Source organism: Rhodopseudomonas parapalustris (assembly GCF_053772255.1).
On sequence record NZ_JAMKBZ010000017.1, the window covers coordinates 90,371 to 113,064 of the forward strand.

Below are 22,694 nucleotides of genomic sequence, written 5' to 3' on the forward strand. Positions count from 1 at the left end.
ATTCTCTCCACATATAGAACGATGAGGATGTCATCTTGCAGTCATCCCACGGTCCCGCAGCGGACGGCGGAAGAAATGGTTAAGCTGCGGTAGCTATTTCGGCTCAGGTGGCTCGGGGCGTCCTTCATCGACCGGACCGATCAAGGATCACGCCCCGCCGCCGTTGCCGGTCAGCGCGCCAGGAATGCGCAGCGCGAGGTCTGCTCCAGCAGATGCTGAGTGACACCGCCGAGAATCCACTCCCGGAAGCGAGAGCGCCCGTAGGCTCCGGCGATCACGATGCCAGCTCCGACCCTGCGGGCCACATCGGTGATCTGCCGCGATACGTCGCCGGAGGGCTCAGGGACCTCGCCGACGGCATGGATGTGGTGCCGCGACAGCCAATCGACGACATCGTGCACACCGGCGAGCGCGGCGGCCCGCCCCTCGTCCTCCTCGCTCTCGACGATCTCCGCGACGGTGACATGGCTCGCCTGCCGGAGCAGCGGCAGTGCATCGACGATCGCACGCCTTGCTTCCGGATCATCCTTCCACGCCACCAGCACGCTGGACAGATCGATCCGGCAGACGTTCGGCGGCACCACCAGCAACGGCCGGCCGATTTCCATCACCAGATCGGCCGGGTCGGCCAGCGCGAACGGATCGGTCAGGATGCTCGGCGTGCCGGCACCGCACACCACGATGTCGGCCGCGCGGGCCTGCTGGACAATGTAGCGCGACGGCTGTTCGATTGCGCCGCGCCACTCCAGTTCGCGCGCGTGCCCGCTCATCGCCTGGCGGAACTCGGCTTCCAGCTCGCCCAGCCGCTGCTTGATGGCAGCGAGCCCCTCCGCCATCACCCGCTCGGCCTGCGCGCCGCTCATATAGTAGACGGGCGGACTCAACTCCGAGGCGGCGATACCGATCAGCCGCGATTCGAACCGCTCGGCGAGTTCCGCGGCGATGCCGAGACGACAGGCATTGGGCTGATCGAACGCAAGTGCGACCATCACTGTCGAGTATGTCATCGACACCTCCCCCGAAACCGCCGCGGCATTTGATCTCTCGCAGCCGCCGCTCGCCGCTTACGGCCGCTGTAGGGCGTCCATGATCCCGCAACAAACCGCTTCGACACGATGAGCTAGATCAAAGTAGCCGACGTACCCGGCCATATATTCCGCAACCGTCCACGACAGTTGGAACGGGAGTCCCTGCAATGCTGAGTGACATCGTCGTCCACATCCCGGCCGATCGAGCGGCCGATGGCGTCGTCGCCTGCGCCGTCTCGGTGGCTAGCGCGTTCGATGCGCATCTGGACGGCATCGTCTGCACCTACCAGCCGATCAATCCGGCGATCATGGTCGGCGCCTCGGCGGCCTACTACGCCGCCGCCACCCAATACAACACCGACGGCGACGAGGCCGCGGCCCGGCTCGATCAGTTCGAAGTCGCCGCGCGCGCCGCCGGTATCACGCACGGTGCACGCTCGCTTTGCGATACGCCGGTGCTGGCGAACCAGGCCCTGGCGGAGATCTCGCGGCTGTACGACCTGACCGTCGTGGCTCAGCCCGACCGCGCCAAGCCGGGCCACCAGGATCCGCTGCCGGAGGCGGTGCTGTTTAGTTCCGGCAAGCCGATGCTGATGGTGCCGTACATCCACACCGGCCCCCTTGCCTTGGACCGCGTCCTGGTGTGCTGGGACGGCGGACGGCCGGCAGCGCGCGCGGTTAGCGATGCGATGCCGTTCCTCGAGCGGGCCAACACGATCGACGTGGTCGCCGTCAACGAAGACGAGGATGTGGTCGGACAGGCATCGTCCAGCGCGCTGCTGGCGCATCTGCTGCGGCACGATCTCGCTGCGACCGGCCACCAGCTCACCGCGGCGCCAAACAACATTCACAACACCATCCTGTCGTTCGCGGCCGATATCGGCGCCAACCTGCTGGTGATGGGCGGCTACGGTCATTCGCGGTTGCGCGAGTTCATCCTCGGCGGCGTGACCCGAGGCATCTTCAAGTCGCTGACCTTGCCTGCACTGATCTCGCATTGACGTATCGCGCGGGCCAGCGACACAACAAGCCATGGTGCGACGGCGTGACGTTCGGATTGCCGCCGCGGCTCAGGGGAGACTGAATATGCGTGCTCACCAAATCATGACCCGGCAGGTGGTGACGATCGGCCCGGAGGCGTCGATCGTCGATGCCGCCAACGCGATGATCGACAACCACCTCAGCGGTCTGCCTGTCGTCGATGCCGACGGCAAGCTGATCGGCATCATCTCCGAGGGCGACTTCATCCGCCGCGCCGAGATCGGCACCGAGCGTAAGCGCGGACGGTGGCTGCGGATGCTGCTCGGCCCGGGCACCTGCGCCGGCGACTTCGTTCACGAACACGGCCGCAAGGTCGGCGAAGTGATGACGCATCACCCGTACACGATCACCGAAGACACCTCGATCGAGACCATCGTCAAGCTGATGGAGAAGCATCACGTCAAACGGTTTCCGGTGATGCGCGGCGACGTGCTGGTCGGCATCGTCACCCGCAAGAACCTGTTGCGCGCGGTCGCCGATCTGGCACGTCAGGCGCCCGAGCCGAACGCCGCGGACGACAAGATTCGCGACAAGATCATCACCGAGATCGAACGCAACGACTGGCGTCCGTTCGGCCTCAGCGTGCTGGTGCGCGACGGCGTCGTTCACCTCAACGGCGTGATCACCGAAGAGCGTTCACGCCAGGCGGCAGTCGTCGTAGCCGAGAACGTCTGCGGGGTGCGCGAAGTGCACGATCATCTGTGCTGGGTCGACACCATGTCGGGGTTCTACCTCAATTCGCCGGAGGACGATCGGGCCGCCAAGAAAGCGAGCTGAAATCGGCGCGTCAGGCGCCGAGACTGCGTTCCTGAGAGGCGGTGGGCGCCGGGCCTTCCGCCGCGGTGTCGGCGCGCCATCACACCGTGTTGCGGATCGGAATGACGGTGTGTTAAGAGCGACAAAGACAGCATTTCAGGCGTCGCGTGACCGATCCAACCCAACCGCCGACCGAACTCCTCGCGCGCGATCGTCGATTGCAGCAGGGCATCGACGGCTACGGTGTCGGTACCTGGGAGCTCAATCTCGCCACGCAGGAATTGGCGTGCTCGGCGACCGCGCGGAAGCTGCTGGGCGTGCCGGCCGACGTTCCCCTCACCTATGACACCTTCATCTCCCTGGTCGATCCAGACGATCGGGAACAGATTGCCCTCGCACTGCAACGATCGATCGAATCCGGAGACCAGATCGATGTGATGTACCGGGTCACGGACAAAACCCGGCCGAGCCACTGGCTGCGCGCGCGCGGCGGCATCGTCAACGAGGACGGCGTGTCGTATCTGTGCGGCATCGTGCTCGACATCGATCAGCAGAAGGTGCTGGAGCAGGAGCTGCGGCTGCAGCAGGGCCAACTTCGCTCGATCCTCGACACCGCCCCTGACGCGATGATCCTGATCGACGGCCACGGCATCATCCGGTTCTTCTCGCGGGCCGCGGAGCGGATGTTCGGCATGTCCGAACGCGAGGCGATCGGCCAGAACATCAGCGCGATGATGCCTCGCTCCGACGCATCGCGCCACGACGAGTACATCGACCGCTACAACGCGACCGGCGAGCGCCACATCATCGGCATCGGCCGGATCGTCACCGGCCGCCGCAAGGACGGCACCTCGTTCCCGATGCACTTGTCGATCGGCGAAATGGAATCCGGCGGCGAGCGTTACTTCACCGGCTTCATCCGCGATCTCACCGAGTATCAGCAGATCCAGGCGCGGCTGCACGAACTACAGGCCGAGCTGGTCCATGTCTCCCGGCTCACCGCGATGGGCGAGATGGCGTCGGCGCTGGCACACGAGCTGAACCAGCCATTGTCGGCGATCAGCAATTACATGAAGGGCTCGCGCCGGCTGCTGGCCGGCAGCACCGATCCCAACACCGCGAAGATCGAGACCGCCATGGAGCGGGCCGCCGAACAGGCGCTGCGCGCCGGGCAGATCATCCGGCGGCTGCGCGATTTCGTCGCACGCGGCGAGTCCGAGAAGCGGGTCGAGAGCCTCGCCAAACTGATCGAGGAGGCCGGCGCTCTCGGTTTGACCGGCGCGCGGGAACAAGGCGTCGTGCTGCGCTTCAATCTGGATCCGGCGCACGATCTGGTGCTGGTCGACCGCGTGCAGATTCAGCAGGTGCTGGTCAATCTATTTCGCAATGCGCTGGAAGCGATGGCCAATTCCGATAAGAAGGAGTTGTCCGCCGGCAATACGCTGGTTGCGGACGACATGGTCGAAGTCACCATCTCGGACACCGGCAGCGGTCTGCCGGAGCAGGTCAAAGCCAAACTGTTTCAGACGTTCTTCACCACCAAGGAAACCGGAATGGGGGTCGGCCTTTCGATCAGCCGTTCGATCATCGAAGCGCACGGCGGCCGGATGTGGGCGGAAACGAACAGCGTCGGCGGCGCAACGTTTCGCTTCACACTGCCGCTCGCGCCTGTCGGGGATTTGACTGATGCCTAAGGGAACCGTGCATGTGATCGACGACGATCTCGCGATGCGAGAGTCGATCGAATTCCTGCTGAGCTCCGCCGGTTACGAGGTCAAACTGTACGAATCGGCGCAGGTGTTTCTCGATCTGCCGGATGTGGAATTCGGCTGTATCCTGTCCGACGTCCGGATGCCCGGCATCGACGGTCTCGATCTGCTGAAGCGGCAGAAGGCGGCCGGCAGCAAGTTGCCGGTCCTGATCATGACCGGTCACGGCGACGTGCCGCTCGCGGTCGAAGCGATGAAGCTCGGCGCCTCCGACTTCATCGAGAAGCCGTTCGATGACGACCGCCTGATCGGACTGATCGAGCTGGCGCTGAAGCAGGCCCAGGAAGGCGCCAAGAGCGAAGCGGTGGCACAGGACATCGCGGCGCGCATCCAATCGCTCAGCCCGCGCGAACGCCAGGTGATGGATGGGCTGATCGCCGGGATGTCGAACAAAGTGATCGCCCGCGAATTCGATATCAGTCCGCGAACGATCGAGGTCTATCGCGCCAACGTCATGACCAAAATGCAGGCCTCGAGCCTGTCGGAACTGGTGCGAATGGCGATGCGCGGCGGAGCCATCAAGGATTGAGACAGATCAATCCGGCTGCGCGATCTAGCCATATGGTAGCATTTCAGATGATCCCGCAGCCCTCCAAACGTGAGGTTTGGTGATGCCAAGCCCGCCGACAAAGACCATTGTTTACGTCGTCGACGACGATCAGGGCGTGCTCGGATCGCTGCGGTTTCTGTTGGAGACCGACGGCTTCGCGGTGCGGACGTTCCGCAGTGGGCCGGCGCTGCTGGACGCGATCGGCCAGGGCCCGGTCGACTGCATCGTGATCGACTACAAGATGCCTGGCATGAACGGCATCGATCTCGCCCGGGGATTGCGCGAACGCGATGTCCGCGTGCCGATCGTGATGATTACCGGCTACCCGGATTCCACCATCTCCAGCCGAGCCGGCACGGTGGGCGTGCAGCATGTGGTGGTGAAGCCGCACCTGGAAGAGAGCCTGGTGTCCCATATCCGCGCCGCCTTGCAGGAGAGCGGCGCGGCGGCGTGACGTGATCGCCCTCAGCGCGCTCGCATTTTAATACCTTGTTAACACTGGTGTTTTCCGCAGGATGCGGAGGGCGCAGCGCGCCGCGCCCTCCGTAAATCTACTTAGGTGAACCCACTTAAGATATGGAGCGAAATACCTCGACCTCGGAATCTTCCGTACAACCCTGGCCATCCGATCACGCCAGGAGATGGCCAGATGCTGAACCAGTCGCTCAGGACCCCCGCCACCGCCGCCCCGATTGATCCTTCCTGTTATTCGGCCGAGCAGTTCTTCGTGACCACCGGCCACGCCGGTCTGATCGCTTCCGAATTCACCTACAAGAAGGAAGAAGAAATCTACGGCGAGGACGAACCGTCCGAGTACGTTTACCAGGTCGTGTCCGGCGCCGTGCGCAGCTACAAGCTGCTGTCCGATGGCCGCCGCCAGATCGGCGCCTTCTACCTTCCGGGCAACGTGTTCGGGCTGGAATCGGGCCCGACCCACCGCCTCACCGCCGAAGCGATCGTCGACACCACTGTTCGCCTGATCAAGCGCCGCAGCCTCGAACAGGCCGCCGCAACCGACATCAACATCGCCCGCGGCCTGTGGTCGATGACCGCCGGCGAGCTGCGCCACGCCGAAGACCACATGCTGCTGCTCGGCCGCAAGAATGCGATGGAGCGTGTCGCCAACTTCCTCTTGGAAATGGACCGCCGCCTCGCCGTCGCCGGCATGATGGCCCTGCCGATGTGCCGCCGCGATATCGGCGATTATCTCGGCCTGACCCTCGAAACCGTGTCCCGCGCGCTGTCTCAGCTTCAGAGCAAGGGTATTCTCGGCTTCTCCGGGGCCCGCCAGATCGAGCTGCGCAACCGCGCCCAGCTTCGCAATCTCGACGCCTAAGGCCGGCTTCGGCGGGCCTCCCCGCCGCAGCATCGGCTGCCAATCGGATCGGACAGACAGGCCGCCAGCGATGGTGGCCTTTTCTGTTGTTGGGCGATGCATCGGATGACCCGAGATCGTCCATCGCCCGGAAGATTTTTCTCTTTCACCCTACGATCGGCAAAGAATGAACTGACTGCGATTTTCATACTGCCGATATGGAGATTTTTATTTCCTCCGCTCGATTGACTTGGAGGACCAGCGCCGTCCTGATGAACACCCGCGGACCTGCGTTGCCGTCACCGGCGCGCGCGGTCACAGCCCGGTTTTTATTGCCCGAAGGATGTCGCCATGACCCAGAAGCTCCACCCCGAAACCCTCGCGTTGCATGCCGGCTGGCGCGCCGATCCTTCGACCGGCTCGGTGGCGGTGCCGCTATTCCAGACCACCTCGTACCAATTCCGCGACACCGAGCACGCCGCGAACCTGTTCGCGCTGAAGGAGCTCGGCAACATCTACACCCGGCTCGGCAACCCGACGACCGACGTGCTGGAGCAGCGCGTCGCTGCGCTGGAAGGCGGCGTCGCCGCGCTCGCGGTCGCCTCCGGTCAGGCTGCCTCGGCCTTCGCGATTCAGAACCTCGCCCGAGTCGGCGACAACATCGTGTCGTCGACCGATCTGTATGGCGGCACCTGGAATCTGTTCGCCAATACCCTGAAGGACCAGGGCATCGAAGTCCGCTTCGTCGATCCGACCGACCCGCAGGCATTCGAACGCGCCACCGACGAGCGCACCCGCGCCTACTATGCCGAAACCCTGCCGAATCCGAAGCTAGCGGTGTTTCCGATCGAGGAAGTCGCCGCGATCGGCCGCAAGCACGGCATTCCGCTGATCGTCGACAACACCGCCGCTCCGCTGTTGGTGAAGCCGCTCGAATACGGCGCCGCGGTGGTGGTGTACTCGGCGACCAAATATATCGGCGGCCACGGCACCTCGATCGGCGGCATCATCGTCGATGGCGGCAACTTCCCGTGGGAACAGTTTCCACAGCGCCAGCCGGCGCTCAACACCCCGGATCCGAGCTATCACGGTGCAGTCTGGGTCGAAGCCGTGAAACCGATCGGCCCGGTCGCTTACATCATCAAGGCGCGCACCACGCTGCTGCGGGACCTCGGCTCGGCGCTGTCGCCGTTCAACGCCTTCCAGATCATTCAGGGTCTGGAAACGCTGCCGCTGCGGATCGAGCGTCACGTCCAGAACGCCCAGAAGGTCGCCGACTATCTGGAGAAGCGCCCCGAGGTCGTGAAGGTGATCCATCCGTCGAAGCAGAGCGGCGTCGCCCGCGAGCGCGCCGAGAAGTATCTCCAGGGCAAGTTCGGCGGTCTGGTCGGCTTCGAACTCGCCGGCGGGCGCGAGGCCGGACGCAAGTTCATCGACGCGCTCGAACTGCTGTATCACGTCGCCAATATCGGCGACACCCGCAGCCTTGCGATCCATCCGGCCTCGACCACTCACTCGCAGCTCTCGACCGAAGAGCAGCTCGCGACCGGCGTGTCGGACGGCTATGTGCGGCTGTCGATCGGCCTCGAGCACATCGACGACATCCTCGCCGACATCGACCGCGGCCTCGCGGCGGGACGCCTGGCGAACGCGGCGTAACGCACAAAGCTGTAGGGTGGGTTAGGCGCACTCGCGCCGTAACCCACCAGCTTTCGACGAAACGTAGATCGGTGGGTTACGCGCTCCGCGCTAACCCACCCTACGGCGCCATCGTCACAGTGACGACGTTCATCAGGCCGGCCGGCGCGACGCCGAAGATCACGATCAGGGCGATGCAGACGATCAACAGGCCGCGATCGAGCTGCGGCAGCGGCTGGGACTCGTCGTGCGTGTGGCCGACGAACGGCGCTGTGAAGAACTTGGCGTAGTAGAAGAAGCCGAGCGACGAGCCGGCGACCACGATCCCGACCAGCACCCACAGCCCGCCGTCGATCAGAACGCGCAGCAGGAACAGCTTGGCGATGAAGCCGCCGGCTGCCGGTAGGCCGGCAAGTGACAATAGCGACAGCGACAGCGCGACTGCTTCCAGCGGCCGACGCTGCATCAGCCCGTGCAGATCCGGCAGCGTCGGCGCGTGACCGAGCGCGGCGGAGACGCACAGCGCGCCGAGCATCGCCGGCGCATAGATCGCCAGATAGAACAGCACCGCCTCGCCGGCATGCGGCGTGCCGGAGGCGATGATCAGCGCGATGTAGCCGGAATGCGCGATCGTCGAATAGCCGAGCATCCGCGGCAGTTGCGGCTGCCGCAGTGCCAACAGATTGCCGATCAGCACCGAGGCGCCGCCGAGCGCGGCGAGACCTTGGCTCCACACCGGCTCCGGCAGATGCGCGGTGAGCGCCAGCCGCAGGATCACAATCGCCACGGCCGATTTCGACACCACGCCGGCCAGCGCCGCAGCGCTCGCAGGGGCGGCCTCGAACGCGTCCGGCGTCCACATGTGGAACGGCACGAGCGAGAATTTGAAGGCAAGGCCGGCGAGCAACAGGGCGGTGCCGAGCGCGGTGAGCGCGCCGCGGCCGCCCCAGCCGGCGAAATCGAGCGCGCCGGTTTCGGCGAAGATCAGCGCGATGCCGAGCAGCAGCGCGGAGGAGGCCAGCCCGCTCATCACCAGAAACTTGTAGGCCGCCTCCAGCCCCTGCCGCGTCAGGCGGAACGCGAACAGCGCGATCAGCGACAGGCTGAGGATCTCGACGCCGAGAAACAGCGTCGCGGCGTGGCCGGCGCCGGCCAAGGTCGCGGCACCGATCGCCACCAGCACCAAGAGCGACGGCGCCTCCTTGGCAGGGTGGCCGGTGCGCAGAAACACCAGCGCGCCGAGCGACACCAGGCACGCGAACACGATGCCGAAGCGCGCCGGCCCGTCGTCGGTGAACAGCGCCCCCATCGGCGCTGCCGGCGCGCCGATCCGCAGCAGCACGACCGCGGCGGCGAGCGCGAGCCCGACCGCCGCGGAAGCCTGCACGATCTGCAGCCGCGCCAGCGGCACCAGCATCATTGCCGCGACGGCGGCGATGGCCAGCACCACGAGCGGCAAGAGCGCGGCGAATTGGGCTGCGGTCATGGCGCGGCGATCACGGCGTGTGGATCAGCGCGGCCTTGATCGCCGGCTCCAGCAGCGCCAGCAGGCTCTGCGGATAGAGGCCGACGATCAACGTACCGATGCCCATCACCAGGATCGGCCAATACTCGCGCCAGGTCATGTCGGCGAGCGGTGGCTTCGGCTGCGGCAGGCCGAACACCAGTCCCTTGAGCAGACGCGTGGCGTAGATCACCGAGACGATCAGGGTCGACAGCGCCAGCAGCGCAAACACCCAGTTGACCTGGAAGATGCCGACCACCACCAGCGCCTCGCCGACGAAGTTGGCGGTGCCGGGCAGCGCCAGCAGCGCCGAGCAGAACAGCGCGAACGCCGCGGCGAATTTCGGCGCGGTCTGCTGCAGGCCGCCGAGCTGGCGCAGGTCGCGGGTATGCGTGCGCTCGTACAGCGCGCCGATCAGCAGGAACAGCGCCGAGGCCGAGAACGAGTGCGCGATCATCTCGACTGCCGCACCCGCAAGCGCGTAGTGGACGCCGGCAGAGATACCCATCAGCACGATCGACATGTGGGCGATCGACGTATAGGCGACCAGCCGTTTGGCATCGTTCTGGCCGCAAGCGACGAGGCCGCCATACAGCGCGCCGGCAGCGCCGAGCGCAATGCCGTAAGGTGCCACCGCGGCGAGGCCGTCCGGAAACAGCATCGGGGCGAACCGGAACAGCCCATAGGCGCCGGTCTTCAGCAAAAGGCCAGCGAGCAGGATCGAGCCCGCGGTCGGCGCCAGCGTGTGCGCCTCCGGCAACCAGGCATGGAACGGCGGCACCGACAGCTTGACCATGAAGGCGAGCGAGAAGCCGAGCAGCATCCACACCTGAACGTGGGTCGAGAGCTTCATCTCGGCGAGTTCGAAGGCGCTGAAGGTCATGTGATCGGCCATCGCCGCCAGCGCAAACGATGCCGCCAGCAGACCGAAGCCCGCAGCCGCGTTGAAGATCAGGAATTTCAGCGCAGCGCCTTCCTTGTCGCCATGGCCCCACACCGCGATCAGCGTAAACGCCGGCACCAGCATCGCTTCCCAGAAGAACGCGAAGATCAGCAGGTCGAACGACAGGAACACGCCGACGGTGGCCGCCACCGTCCAGCACAGGCTGGCGTGGAATAGGCCCGACTGGGTGCGGATCTCACTCCACGACGCCATCACCGAGATGATGCCGAGACCGGCTGCGAGCGCGATCATCGTCGCCGACAGGCCGTCGATCGCGAACTCCAGCGAGATGCCGAACGAGGGCACCCAGGGATACGACACCTTGTCGTACCAGCGGCCATCGGCTCCGGTGGCGACCACCGCGACCAGCAGCACCAGCATCAGCGCGAAGGTCGCGATCGTGACCCAGCGCTCGCGTTCGCCCTTGCCGGCGACGAAGAATGCGACGAGGCCGCCGATAGCAGGCAGCAGGATGAGCGCAATCAGCGCCATGACGTCCCCCAGGCAAACAACAGAAGTCCCGCGCAACCGAGCGCGATCCACAACGAGTGATCGCGGACGCGGCCGGTCTGCGTGCGCCGCGCCAGCGCCCAGGCGTGACCGGCACCACCGGCCAAGCCCATCCAGGCGCGATCGATCCGGTCTGGATTGAACCGCGCCACGAAGAACCCGACGAACAGCCGCGCCACGACGATCAGCAGCCGCCCCACCGGATCGCCGGCCACCATCCGCACCACCGGCGTCTGACCATCGGTCGCGCGGGTGATCAGGTCGGTGCGAATGCCGCGAACCTGGCTGGCGCCACGACCGAGCGGATCGTCGGTGACGAGCCCGGGCACGTCGACGCCTTCGCGCCGCAGCGCAACGGCGTCGGCCACGGCCTCGGTGCCTTCGGCGTTGCCGAGCACCGCGGCGATGCGGCGAAAGCGCCGGACGAAGTAATAGTAGTATAGCACCTCGATGCGGAAGATGCGCATGTGCCGCATCCGGTCCGTAAGCCGCTGCAGCTCTTGCGGATGCCTGACCAGCCATCGCGCCAGGATCACGCCGAGGATCGGCGCAGCCGCGCCGAGCAGCGCCGGCACCAACGGAATGTGCTCGGGCGCGCCACCGGCGAAACTGATCAGCGCGCCGACCGAGATTCCGCCGACCACGGCAACGAAGGTCAGCACCGACAGCGGCACCACCACGGCGAGACCACCCCATGGCGGCGCGGCAAGATCCGCGGTCTGGCTCGCGGCGACGAACACCACGCGGAACGCATAGGCGCCGGTCAGCACCGCCGCGGTGGCGGCGAGCAGCCACAGCGGCACGCCCCACGGCCCGCTGCTCCACACTGCGGCGAGCACTGCTTCCTTGGAGTACCAGCCGGCCGTGATCACCGGCAGGCCGGCGAGCGACGCAGCGCCGACGGCGAAGCTCCAGAACGCCAGCGGCTGGCGATAGCGCGAGCCGCGCAGGGACTCGATTGCGGTCGAACCGCCGGCGGCGTGGCTCATTACACCGGCGCTGAGGAACAGCAGCGACTTGAACACGGCGTGGATGGCGAAGTGCGACAGCGCCACCGCAGGCGCGCCAAGCCCGAGCGCCAGCACCATGAAGCCGATCTGGCTCATGGTCGAGAACGCCAGCAACTTCTTGACGTCGGTCTGGATCAGCGCCACCAGCGCACCGAGCGCCGCGGTGAGGATGCCGAGCATCGCCACCATGGCGGAGATTTCCGGCGCGGCGGCGAACAGCGGCGCCAGCCGCGCCAGCAGGATCACGCCAGCCGCCACCATGGTGGCCGAATGCAGCAGCGCCGACACCGGCGTCGGGCCCGCCATCGCGCTCGGCAGCCAGGTATGGAACGGAAACTGCGCCGACTTGCCGAGCGCACCGAGCGCGATCAACCCGGCGATCGGTGCCAGCCGCCATGGATCAATTCCCGGCACCGCCGCCAGCATGCCGTCGAGCCGCGTGGTGCCGGCGTTCAGGAACAGCATCATCAAGCCGGCGAGTAGCAGGCTGTCAGCGACGCGGGTGGTGATCAGCGCCTTGCGTCCCGACGCCACCGCCTTCGGCAGCTTGTCGTAGAACGCGATCAGCATGAAGCTGCACAGGCCGATGGTTTCCCACCCCAGGAACAGCAGGATGACGTCGGCGGCGAACACCACCGCCAGCATCCCGGCCAGGAACAGGTTCATCACCGCGAAGAAGCGACGCAGATCCGGCAGCGGCTCGGACGCCATGTAGGCGCCGGAATAGATCAGCACCAGCGCACCGACCAGCACCACGGTGCCGCCGGTGACCATGCTGAGCGGATCCATCGACATCGCGATCTGCGCGACGAACACACCGGTATCGATCGACAGGATCGGCACCGCCGCGCCGGCGACGCAGACGCCCTCGATGCAGGACAGCGCGACCGGGAAGAACAGGATCGCCGGCAGCACCGCAGCGCCGACGCCGAGCGCGATCACCGCGGCGCGCGACAGCGGCGCCGGGATCAGCGACAGCAGCACGAAGCCGAGCAGCGCCGGGACAGGGACGAAGGGAAGCAGATGCGCCATGCTCACCCCTTCAGTCCGCTGATGGCATCGCTGTCGTCGGTGCCAGTGAGACGGCGCAGGCGCAGGAACAGCGCCAGCCCGACCGCAACTTCGGCCGCGGCGAGGGTCAGCACCAGGATGAACATCCCCTGCCCTTCCGAATCGGCGTGATAGGCGCCGGCCGCGATGAAGCCGAGCGCCGGGCCGCTGAGCGCGACTTCCAGCGCGACGAGCTGAAACAGCATACCGCGGCGCGCCAGCACCCCGAACACACCGACCGCGAACAGGCCGGCGGCGAGGATCATAATGGCGATCAGATCGGAGCCGGTCATGATCCGCTCCTCGGGCTGCGGTCGTTGCGACCGATGTGGCGGACGCCGATCAGGCCGGCGAGCAGCAACAGCGAGGCCAGTTCGACCGCCAGCGCCCACGGCCCGAACAGCAGCTTGCCGACCGCCTGCGCCGACACCGGCGCGGGCTCGCCGGCCGCGGGGAGACCGAATTCGCCGAACACGAACGGCGCGACAATCAGCACCGACATCAACAACGGCAACGGCCAGGCGCTGCGCAGCAGCGCGCGCTCCCGCGTGATCGCTTCCGGCGAGATCGGCAGCGTCATCACGACGAACACGAACAGCACCACGATGGCGCCGGCATAGATCATGATCAGCAGCACCGCGGCGAACGCGGCGCCGAGCGCGAAGAAGCACACCGCCAGCGCCAGCAGCGTCACCACCAGATACAGCAGCGCATGCACCGCATTCGGCCGCGTCACCGACAGCGCCGCCGAGATCAGCGCGAAGGCGCCGGCATAGATCGCAAGCAGCGAACTCATGGCAGCAGCCCCTTCAGGTTCACCGGCGGCGCCTCGTGCTCGGCCTCACCCTTGTCCTTGCCCGGGATCGCCTTGCCGGCGAACGACCAGTAGCGATAGCCCCGCACCTTGCCTTCGCCGGAGATCAACAGGTCGTGCTTCTCGTACACCAACGCGTCGCGGCGCCATTCCGACAATTCGTAGTCCGGCGTGAGCTGGATCGCCGCGGTCGGGCAGGCATCCTCGCAGAAGCCGCAGAAAATACAGCGGGCGAAGTTGACGCGGAAATATTCCGGATACCAGCGGCCGTCATCGGCCACCGCTTTTGCCAGATCGATGCAGCCGACCGGGCACACCGTCGCGCACAGATTGCAGGCGACGCAGCGCTCCTCGCCGTCCGGATCGCGGGTCAGCACGATACGACCGCGGGCGCGCGGATACAGCTTCGGCTTTTCTTCCGGATAGAGCTGGGTCTCCGGCTTGACGAACAGCTTGCGGCCGACCCGCAAGAGGGCTTCGAGCCATCCGAATCCGATCATGACGCACTCCTCGCCACGACGACGATGCCGGTCAGCATCAGATTGAGCAGCGACAGCGGCAGCGCCACTTTCCAGGCGAAGCCGAGCAACTGATCGTAGCGCGGTCGCGGCAAGGTCGCGCGCAGCCAAACGAACGCCACGGCGATCACCGCCGTCTTCAGCCCGAACCAAATCGGGCCCGGCAGCCACGGCCCGAGCCAGCCGCCGAAGAACAGCGCCACCGCCAGCGCCGACACCAGCAGCACCGCGAGATATTCGCCGAGGAAGAACAGGCCGAACGACATGCCGGTGTATTCGGTGATGAAGCCGGCCACGAGGTCGTTCTCGGATTCCGGCAGGTCGAACGGCAGCCGGTGCGCCGCGGCGACGCCGGCGATGGTGAACAGCGCCGCGCCGAGCGGCTGCACCAGCACGAACCAGGCGCCGCGCTGCGCCTCGACGATCTCGGTCATCGAGAACGAGCCGGCGATCATCACCACGCCCATCAGCGACAAGCCGAGGAACACCTCATAGGCCAGCATCTGCGCCGCGGCGCGCATGCCGCCGAGCAGCGAGAACCGGTTGTTCGACGCCCAGGCGCCGAGCACGGCGGCATAAGCCGTCAGCCCCAGCATGCCCAGCAGGAACAACAGTCCGACATCGACCGAGGACAGCGCCCAGCCGTCACCGATCGCCACCACGCCGAAGCCGGCAAGCACCGGCGTCGCGGCGACGGCCGGCGCCAGGATGTAAAGCAGCTTGTCGGCGCCCGGCGGCGGCCGATCCTCCTTGGTGAGGATCTTCACCGTGTCGGCGACCCATTGCAGCGCCCCGAACGGACCGACGCGGTTCGGCCCGTAGCGCTCCTGCACGAAGCCGAGCAGCCGCCGCTCGACCCAGGTGAACGTGCCGGCGAGCACCAGCAGCGCCATGATGAGCGCGACCGAGATGGTGGCGGTGATGATCATCCCGATCATGGCGCCGCCTCGACCTTGACCCGGCGCAGCGGACCGCGCGGCTGGCACGAGCCGGCGCTGATCACCACAGTGCCGCGCGGCACCGTTGCGTCGAGCGTCACCACCGGCGCGCAGGGATTGCCGTCGACCTGCACCGCGGCGCCGTCACGGAAACCATGAAGCGCCGCATCGTCTGGATGCAGCAGCAGGCGCGGCGCCGGCCGGCGCGCAGCAAGTAGCGCACTGGCGCGGCTCAGCTCGCCGCCGGTGAAGGCGTCGTGCAGCGGGATCAGCCACAGTCCCTCGCCGGCCTCACCCCGTTGCGACACGGCGTCCGGCAGAGACGCTTCGCCCGGCTTGATCAGCAAGGTGCCGGGATCGCCGCCGCGCAGCGGACCGCCGACTTCTTCCAGGAAGCGCGTGACGTTGTTGGCCGAATGCAGGCCGGAGGTCTTGTAGCTGGTGATCAGCGGCGTCGGCACCGCGGTGCCACGCGCGCCCTTGATGCCGAAGGTCAGCGGTCCATCCTGATCGACCGGGATCACCGCATCGGCGAATTGTCCGGCGCGATCGTCGGCGGTGCGGCCGGTGTAAGGCCGCGGTGCGCGAGTGACCTTGCCGTCGGCCATTCCGAAGTCTTCGCCCGGCGCCGCGTCGGCCACCGCCACGAGATCGGGACGCTCGACGATCAGATCGCCGATCAGTGCATCGAGCCCGTGCCAGTCGCCGGCGCCGAACGCATCGAGCCGGCGCCAGCTCGCCGGTGCGGACTCCTGCGGCGCCACCGCGGCGAAGAAGCGTTGTGCGCGGCCTTCATAATTGACGAAGGTGCCGGTCGCTTCGGTGAACGGCGCCACCGGCAGCGCAACCGCCGCGCGCGCCGTGGTCTCATTGGCCATCGAGTCCAGCGCGACCACGCCCTTTGCGGCGGCAAACAGCCGCTCGACACTAGCGCGCGGCGCGCGGTCGAACAGATCGTTCTCGAGCACGATCGCGGTCTTGGCACCGCCGCGTTCGAGCAGAGCGGCAGCGCTGTCGAGGCCGTCACCGCCGAGCAGAGCCAGCCCGATGCTGTTGGCTTCCGGCGCCAGCAGAACGATCCGCGCTTTCGTGCCGAGCGCCGCAACGATGCGCGCAGCCGTCTCGATAATCTCGGCCGACATCAGGGCACAGCCGGCGACGATCAGCGGCCGCTCGGCGTTCGCCAGAATCTCGGCGACCCGCGCCGCTTCAGAATGCTCCTCGACCAAGCCGGCGGGGCCTGCGCCGAGCGCAGACGCAACGCTGCCGCCGAACGCGGCGACGCCTTGCGGATCGAGCCGCAGCGACAGCGTGGCGAGATCGTCGAGCGCATCAGGCAGCGGCGTCGCCAGCATGATCGGCGAGCGGCGCCCCTCGCCGGCGGTGCGGACCGCCGGATCGAGGAAGGCGTGCACGCCCTTCTGCGCGGCGAGCTCCCGCTCGGCGCCCCGTGCTGTCTGCCGCAGCGCCAGCGCCAGTCGCGGCGCGGTGCCGGTGAGATTTTCCCCGAGCACCAGTACGGCATCGGCGTGCTCGACCTCGTGCAGCGACGCGATCTTGGCCGGGCCGGCGCGGAGGATCTCGAGGATGCGGCGCACCAGCCCTGCTTCGACATCGGACACGCCGGCGAAGAACCGCTCCGGCCCGACCAGACGCTGCAGCGCGTAGTTGGCTTCCAGCGAGGCACGCGGCGAACCGATCCCGATTGCGCCTTCGGCGACGATCGCATGCGCGGCCGAGGCGGCGTCGTGCTCGCTGGCGGGCATCCCATCGATCAACGGCTGCCGCAGCCGATGCTGGGAGACGACGTGCAGCGGCCCGTAGCGACCGCGGTCGCAGATGAAGTAGCCGTTGAGCGCGCCGTGGTAACGGTTCTGCACCCGCTTCACCCGGCCGTCACGCTGGTCGACCAGGATGTTGCAACCGAGCGAGCAATGCGGGCAGATCGACGGCGTCGCCCGCATGTCCCATTTGCGCGCGTAATCGCGCGACCAGCCTTTGTCGTTGAACACGCCGGTCGGACACACTTCGGCGAGATTGCCGGCGAACGGGCTTTCCAGCGGACCATCCTCGGCACGGCCGAAATACACGTTGTCGTGGGCGCCGAACGCGTCGAGATCGCGGCCGCCCGCATAGTCGCGATAGAACCGGGTGCAGCGATAGCAGGCGATGCAGCGGTTCATCTCGTGCGTCACCAGCGGCCCGAGATCCTGATTGCGATGGGTGCGCTTGGTGAATTTGTAGCGGCGATCGATGTGGCCGGTGGCGATCGTCATGTCCTGCAGATGGCAGGAGCCGGCCTCCTCGCACACCGGGCAATCGTGCGGATGGTTGACCATCAGCCACTCGATCACCTGGGCGCGGAACGCCACAGCTTCCGGATCGGACACCGACACCCGCTCGACATCGGCGACCGGCGTCATGCAGCTCATGACGATGCGGCCTTCCTTGTCGTCCGGACCGTCATAGACTTTCACGGCACACTGACGGCAGGCGCCGACCGAGCCGAGCGCGCCGTGCCAGCAGAAATACGGCACGTCGATGCCATGGGTCAGACACGCCGACAGCAGATCCTCGCCGTCCTTGGCTTCGATGACGCGGCCGTCGATCTCGATCTTCTTCTTGGTCATGCGCGGCCCACCGGACAGAAGCCCTGGAGGTGGGCCGTGAAGATATCGCCGAAGCGTTCGAGACCGCTGCGCAGCGGCGTCAGCGCGCCGGTGTTGAGATCGCAATAGGAGCGGCCCGACGGGCCGGACAGCGCGACGTGCTGGTGCAGCAGGTCGATGTCGGCGCGCGTGCCCTTGCCGGCTTCGAGCGTATCGAGCAGCTTCGACACCCACGGCAGACCGTCGCGGCACGGCGTGCACAGCCCGCAGCTCTCGCGCGCATAGAACCGCATATGACGCCCGATCGCCGCCACCGGACAGGCGCGATCATCGAGCACAATCAGCGCGCCGGTGCCGAGCGAACTGCCGGCCTTCTTCGTGCTTGTGAAATCGAGCGGCACGTCGAGCTCGGCCTTCTCGAAGAACGCGGTGGCGCCGCCGCCGGGCTGGAATGCCAGCAGCGCACGGCCATTGCGGACGCCGCCGGCACGATGCAGCAGCTCACGCGCGGTCGAACCCATCGGCGCTTCGATCAGTTGCGGGCGCTCGACGCAGCCGGAGATGCCGTACAGCTTGGTGCCGCCTTCGTCGGTGAACGACAGCGACCGATACCAGTCGGCGCCGTTCTCGATGATCGACGGCACCGACGACAGTGTCTCGACATTGTTGACCGTGGTCGGCCGTCCCCACAGGCCGCTGACCGCAGGATAAGGCGGCCTATGCCGCGGCACCGGACGCTCGCCCTCGATCGCGGCGATCAGTGCGGTCTCTTCGCCGACGATGTAACGGCCCGCCGAGGCGTGGACCCGCATCGTCAGGTCGAAGCCGGAGCCGAGAATGTCGCGTCCGAGCAGGCCGCTCGCTTCCGCTTCGGCAATTGCGCGGCTCAGCGCAGCAGCAGCGGCGCGATACTCGTCGCGGACCAGGATGATCACTTCGGTGGCGCCGGTCGCGTAAGCCGCGATGGTCGCGCCCTCGATCAGCTGATGCGGCAGCGCCTCCATCAGCAGCCGGTCCTTGAACGAGCCCGGCTCGGTCTCGTCGCCGTTGACGCAGAGGTAGCGCGCGCCTGGACCGGCCTTCTCGCTGCCAGTGCGCATGAAGCGCCATTTGTTGGCGGTCGGGAAGCCGGCGCCGCCGCGGCCGCGCAGGCCCGCGGCCTCGACCATCGCGATGATCGCTTCCGGGCTGTGGCGCTTGAGCGCGAGCGACAGCGCCGCGTAGCCGCCGAGCCCGCGCCAGGCGGCAAGGCTGTGCGGCTGACGGTCGGCACGCGCGCGGCCGGTGAGCGGCTTGTCGCTCATGGCTGGCCTCCCACTACAGCGCCGCCGATCAGCGCGTCGAGATCGTCCGGCGTCAACGGGCCGACCAGTTTGCGCTCCGGGCCGACCAGCGCCACCGGGGCACGATCGCAGCCGCCGACGCAGCAGATGTTGATCAGGGTGAACTTGCCGTCCGGCGTGGTTTCGCCAAAGCCGATGCCGAGCTTGCTCATCACCGCATCGCGCACCGCATCGCCGCCGCACAGATAGCAGCTCAGCCCGTCGCAAAGCAGGATCACGGTGTCGCCGACCGGCGAGCGGAAGATCTGGCTGTAGAAGGTCGCGAGCGCGTCGATCTCGGCAGGCGTGACGCCGAGCACGTCGGCGGCTTCCTTCAGGTGGACGTCGGACACCCAACCTTCGGCTTCCTGCACCAACTTCAGCGCTTCCACCATCGCAGCCTTCGCGCCGCCATGGGTGGCGGCAGCGTGCTGAATCGCAGTCTTGAGGGCGGGACTGAGGCTCATCGGTCGACGTCCGACATCACGTAGTCAATGCTGCCGAGATAGGCGACGAGATCGGCCACCATCATGCCGGGGGCGACCGCGGAAATCATCTGCAGATGCGCGAACGACGGCGTGCGAATCCGGGTGCGATAGCTCGACGGCTCGCCGTCCGAAATCAGCGCGAACTGCGTCAGGCCGCGCACGGTCTCGACCTGGCCGGTGTATTCGCCCGGCGGCAGCACCGGACCCCAGCTCGTGCTGACGAAGTGATGGATCATGGTCTCGATGTCGTGCAGCATCCGCTCGCGCGGCGGCGGCGTCGTCAGCGGATGATCGGCCTTGATCGGACCGGACGGCATGTTGTCGACGCACTGCCGGATGATCTTCAGCGATTGCCGGATCTCTTCGACCCGCACCACCGTGCGGTCGTAGCAATCGCCCGTGTGGCCGACCGGAATCTCGAAGTCGAAATTCTCGAAGCCCGCATAGGGCCGCGCCTTGCGCACATCCCAGGCATAGCCGGTGGCGCGCAGGCCCGGACCGGTGACGCCCCAGTCCAGCGCCATCGCGGTGTCGTAGGCCGCAATGCCCTTGGTCCGCGCGCGAAAGATCTCGTTGCGCAGCACCATGCCCTCGTAGTCGTCGAGCCGCGACGGCATCCAGTCGAGGAATTCGCGCACCAGCCGGTCCCAACCCTCCGGCAGATCCATCGACAGGCCACCGATGCGGAAGAAGCCCGGATGCATCCGGGCGCCGGTGATCGACTCGATCACCCGGTAGCCGCGCTCGCGGTCGGTGAACATGTAGAACACCGGCGACATCGCACCCGTATCCTGCGCCATGGTGCCGTAGAACAACAGGTGATTCATGATGCGGAACATTTCCGACAGCATGATCCGCACCGTAAGCGCGCGGTCCGGCACCTTGATGCCACAGGCTTTCTCGACCGCCTGCAGGTACGGCATCTCGCCCATCACTCCGCCGAGATAATCGACCCGGTCGGTATAGGGCAGGAAGTTGTGCCAGGTCTGGCGCTCGGCCATCTTCTCGGCGCCGCGATGATGGAAGCCGATATCGGGCCGCGCCGCGACGATCTCTTCACCGTCGAGCGCCAGCACGATTCGGAACACGCCGTGGGTCGCCATCGAATGCGGCCCGTAGTTCAAGATCATCAGCTCGACGCCGTCGCGATGCGTCGGCAGGCCGAACTTCTCCGGATCGGCGGCGAGCGCGTGTTCCTTGGCGTCGAACAGCGACGCGGTCATGTTGAACAGCGGCCGCTCGGTGGCGCGACCCGGCTGGGTCTTGCGCATCGGGTGGCCTTCCCAGCCCGGCGGCAGCAGGATGCGCAGCGAATGCGGCTGGGCTTCGAACTCGACGCCGAACATGTCGTAGGCTTCGCGCTCGTACCACGGCGCGTTGGGAAACACCGTGCCGATCGACTTGGCGCGCGGATACTCGGCATCGAGCGCGATCTTGATCCGGATGTCGGCATTGCGCTCGTGCGACATCAGATGACTGGCGATGGTGATGCCTGACGGCGGCAGGCCTTCGCGATGCTTACGCGCGGTCTCGTCGATCGCCCACAGGTCGACCAGCATCCTGAACGGCCGGTCGATCTCCTGCCTCAGGAAGCGATGCACGTCGATCGTCGCGTCCGGCCGAAGCCACACGGTCGGAAACCGATCGGCAGTAACTTGCTCGCCCAGCACCGCATCCTTGAAGCGCGCGCTGAGCTCGGTGACGAGTTCGGATGCGCTCACAATGACTCCGGCGGATCGAGCAGGGTCTGCGCCATACGTTCGTCGCGGCGCTGGTCGCGCCGGCGCGGCGCATCGAAACCGAGGCCGGCGGTGTTGCCGACGGTGACGCCGAGCGGACGCCGCTCGCTGCCGACCTGCTGCTGCAGCATGATCAGCGCATCGAGCACCGCCTCGGGGCGCGGCGGGCAGCCGGGAATGTAGACGTCGACCGGAATGAAGCGGTCGACCCCCTGCACCACCGAATAGATATCGTACATGCCGCCCGAACAGGCGCAGGCGCCCATCGCGATCACCCAACGCGGCGCGCGCATCTGTTCGTACAGGCGCAGCAGCGGCGCAGCCATCTTGTGAAACACGGTGCCGGACACGACGAGGAGATCGGCCTGACGCGGCGAAGCGCGGATCACCTCGGCGCCGAACCGCGCCTGATCGTAGACCGGTGTCAGCACCGTGACCTGTTCGACGTAGCAGCACGACAGCCCGAAATTGAACGGCCACAGGCTGTGCTTGCGCGACCAGGCGGTGAGGTCTTCGAGCGTGGTGAACAGGCTCGACAGCGCCATATGTTCTTCAACAGAACGCTGTTCGCCCGGCATGCCCGGATGTTGCGGCGTCGTCGTCATCGGCGCCGCCCCTTGACCCAGTCGAGCGCGCCATCGAGCCACAGATACACCAGCGCCAGCAGCAGCACGCCGATGAACACCGCCGCCTCGATCAGGCCGAGCCAGCCGGTGTCGCGCGCGGCGACCGCCCAGGCGAACAGGATCGCGGCTTCCATGTCGAAGATCACGAACAGCGCGGCGATCAAGAAGTACGGCGCATTCAACGGCCCCTGCTGCGGCTGCGCCGGCAGCACGCCGCCTTCGTAAGGCACGTCGGGCCGCGCACCGGAGCGCTTCTCGCGCAGCCAGGCCGCAACCACGATGATCGCCGCAACGATCCCGGCCGACAACGCGACGTGGATAGCGAGTGCGGCGCCCGAATTGATCGGAAGGGTCAGATCACCCACCGGCAAGGCTCCAACAAACAGCGGAAGAGCGGATCACGAAACGATCCGACGTGGGGTATGGAAGTCTGGTTGTAACTATCGTCACCATGCCACCCGACCCGTCAAGGCTGGTTGACGCCGATCAAGTCTGCGACCACGACAACGTGAGATTCCGCTCGTGA

Annotated in this window: 21 protein-coding genes; 7 read left to right on the plus strand and 14 right to left on the minus strand. The window is 66.7% G+C overall.

Annotation, left to right across the window (positions count from 1 at the left end; translation table 11 throughout):
- Positions 1 to 170: 170 nt before the first annotated feature.
- Positions 171 to 1,007 (minus strand): universal stress protein, encoded by an 837-nt coding sequence (locus tag M9H71_RS15970; RefSeq protein WP_455405943.1) that lies wholly within the window; start codon positions 1,005 to 1,007, stop codon positions 171 to 173.
- Between the two features lie 188 nt (positions 1,008 to 1,195).
- Between M9H71_RS15970 and M9H71_RS15975 the strand changes: the two genes are divergently transcribed.
- The 7 genes from M9H71_RS15975 (at position 1,196) to M9H71_RS16005 (ending at position 8,118) form a co-directional block, all read left to right on the plus strand.
- Positions 1,196 to 2,029, plus strand: a complete 834-nt coding sequence (locus M9H71_RS15975) for a universal stress protein (protein WP_455405944.1) — start codon at positions 1,196 to 1,198, stop codon at positions 2,027 to 2,029.
- A gap of 85 nt (positions 2,030 to 2,114) precedes the next feature.
- Positions 2,115 to 2,846 carry a CBS domain-containing protein gene (locus M9H71_RS15980; RefSeq protein WP_455405945.1) on the plus strand — a complete coding sequence of 244 codons (732 nt, stop codon included), beginning with the start codon at positions 2,115 to 2,117 and terminating at the stop codon, positions 2,844 to 2,846.
- Positions 2,847 to 2,992: 146 nt separating this feature from the next.
- Entirely contained in the window at positions 2,993 to 4,519 is a 1,527-nt protein-coding gene (gene fixL, locus M9H71_RS15985) for a sensor protein FixL (RefSeq protein WP_455405946.1), read from the plus strand.
- Positions 4,512 to 5,123: a response regulator FixJ gene (fixJ, locus tag M9H71_RS15990; protein WP_455405947.1), complete on the plus strand. Its 612-nt coding sequence runs from the start codon at positions 4,512 to 4,514 to the stop codon at positions 5,121 to 5,123. The genes fixL and fixJ overlap by 8 nt, the downstream gene beginning before the upstream one ends.
- Before the next feature lie 82 nt (positions 5,124 to 5,205).
- The gene (locus tag M9H71_RS15995; RefSeq protein WP_455405948.1) at positions 5,206 to 5,598 is read left to right on the plus strand and encodes a response regulator; all 393 of its coding nucleotides are present in this window, start codon (positions 5,206 to 5,208) and stop codon (positions 5,596 to 5,598) included.
- Between the two features lie 195 nt (positions 5,599 to 5,793).
- Positions 5,794 to 6,480 carry a helix-turn-helix domain-containing protein gene (locus tag M9H71_RS16000; RefSeq protein ID WP_455405949.1) on the plus strand — a complete coding sequence of 229 codons (687 nt, stop codon included), beginning with the start codon at positions 5,794 to 5,796 and terminating at the stop codon, positions 6,478 to 6,480.
- A gap of 330 nt (positions 6,481 to 6,810) precedes the next feature.
- Entirely contained in the window at positions 6,811 to 8,118 is a 1,308-nt protein-coding gene (locus tag M9H71_RS16005) for an O-acetylhomoserine aminocarboxypropyltransferase/cysteine synthase family protein (protein ID WP_455405950.1), read from the plus strand.
- Between the two features lie 100 nt (positions 8,119 to 8,218).
- Here the strand turns inward: M9H71_RS16005 and M9H71_RS16010 are convergent, their stop codons facing one another.
- The 13 genes from M9H71_RS16010 to M9H71_RS16070 are packed head-to-tail and all read right to left on the minus strand — an operon-like array spanning position 8,219 to position 22,533.
- Entirely contained in the window at positions 8,219 to 9,583 is a 1,365-nt protein-coding gene (locus tag M9H71_RS16010; protein WP_455405951.1) for an NADH-quinone oxidoreductase subunit N, read from the minus strand.
- Between the two features lie 10 nt (positions 9,584 to 9,593).
- Positions 9,594 to 11,036, minus strand: coding sequence for a complex I subunit 4 family protein (locus M9H71_RS16015; RefSeq protein WP_455405952.1), 1,443 nt, complete (start codon positions 11,034 to 11,036; stop codon positions 9,594 to 9,596).
- Positions 11,027 to 13,096 (minus strand): NADH-quinone oxidoreductase subunit 5 family protein, encoded by a 2,070-nt coding sequence (locus M9H71_RS16020; RefSeq protein WP_455405953.1) that lies wholly within the window; start codon positions 13,094 to 13,096, stop codon positions 11,027 to 11,029. Before M9H71_RS16020 ends, M9H71_RS16015 begins: the two co-directional genes overlap by 10 nt.
- A gap of 2 nt (positions 13,097 to 13,098) precedes the next feature.
- Entirely contained in the window at positions 13,099 to 13,407 is a 309-nt protein-coding gene (nuoK, locus tag M9H71_RS16025) for an NADH-quinone oxidoreductase subunit NuoK (RefSeq protein ID WP_455405954.1), read from the minus strand.
- Positions 13,404 to 13,910 (minus strand): NADH-quinone oxidoreductase subunit J family protein, encoded by a 507-nt coding sequence (locus M9H71_RS16030; protein WP_455405955.1) that lies wholly within the window; start codon positions 13,908 to 13,910, stop codon positions 13,404 to 13,406. The genes nuoK and M9H71_RS16030 overlap by 4 nt, the downstream gene beginning before the upstream one ends.
- On the minus strand, positions 13,907 to 14,428 hold the full coding sequence (nuoI, locus tag M9H71_RS16035; protein ID WP_455405956.1) for an NADH-quinone oxidoreductase subunit NuoI: 522 nt from the start codon (positions 14,426 to 14,428) through the stop codon (positions 13,907 to 13,909). The genes M9H71_RS16030 and nuoI overlap by 4 nt, the downstream gene beginning before the upstream one ends.
- Positions 14,425 to 15,384, minus strand: coding sequence for an NADH-quinone oxidoreductase subunit NuoH (gene nuoH, locus M9H71_RS16040; protein ID WP_455405957.1), 960 nt, complete (start codon positions 15,382 to 15,384; stop codon positions 14,425 to 14,427). The genes nuoI and nuoH overlap by 4 nt, the downstream gene beginning before the upstream one ends.
- Positions 15,381 to 18,014 (minus strand): NADH-quinone oxidoreductase subunit NuoG, encoded by a 2,634-nt coding sequence (gene nuoG / locus M9H71_RS16045; RefSeq protein WP_455405958.1) that lies wholly within the window; start codon positions 18,012 to 18,014, stop codon positions 15,381 to 15,383. The genes nuoH and nuoG overlap by 4 nt, the downstream gene beginning before the upstream one ends.
- Positions 18,011 to 19,297, minus strand: a complete 1,287-nt coding sequence (locus M9H71_RS16050; protein WP_455405959.1) for a complex I 51 kDa subunit family protein — start codon at positions 19,295 to 19,297, stop codon at positions 18,011 to 18,013. The genes nuoG and M9H71_RS16050 overlap by 4 nt, the downstream gene beginning before the upstream one ends.
- A complete protein-coding gene (gene nuoE, locus M9H71_RS16055) occupies positions 19,294 to 19,782 on the minus strand; it encodes an NADH-quinone oxidoreductase subunit NuoE (protein ID WP_455405960.1) in 489 nt (162 codons plus the stop codon). Before nuoE ends, M9H71_RS16050 begins: the two co-directional genes overlap by 4 nt.
- Positions 19,779 to 21,524 (minus strand): NADH-quinone oxidoreductase subunit C/D, encoded by a 1,746-nt coding sequence (gene nuoC / locus M9H71_RS16060; RefSeq protein ID WP_455405961.1) that lies wholly within the window; start codon positions 21,522 to 21,524, stop codon positions 19,779 to 19,781. Before nuoC ends, nuoE begins: the two co-directional genes overlap by 4 nt.
- The gene (locus M9H71_RS16065; protein WP_110786314.1) at positions 21,521 to 22,147 is read right to left on the minus strand and encodes a NuoB/complex I 20 kDa subunit family protein; all 627 of its coding nucleotides are present in this window, start codon (positions 22,145 to 22,147) and stop codon (positions 21,521 to 21,523) included. The genes nuoC and M9H71_RS16065 overlap by 4 nt, the downstream gene beginning before the upstream one ends.
- Positions 22,144 to 22,533, minus strand: coding sequence for an NADH-quinone oxidoreductase subunit A (locus tag M9H71_RS16070; protein WP_114359460.1), 390 nt, complete (start codon positions 22,531 to 22,533; stop codon positions 22,144 to 22,146). Before M9H71_RS16070 ends, M9H71_RS16065 begins: the two co-directional genes overlap by 4 nt.
- Positions 22,534 to 22,694: the final 161 nt, after the last annotated feature.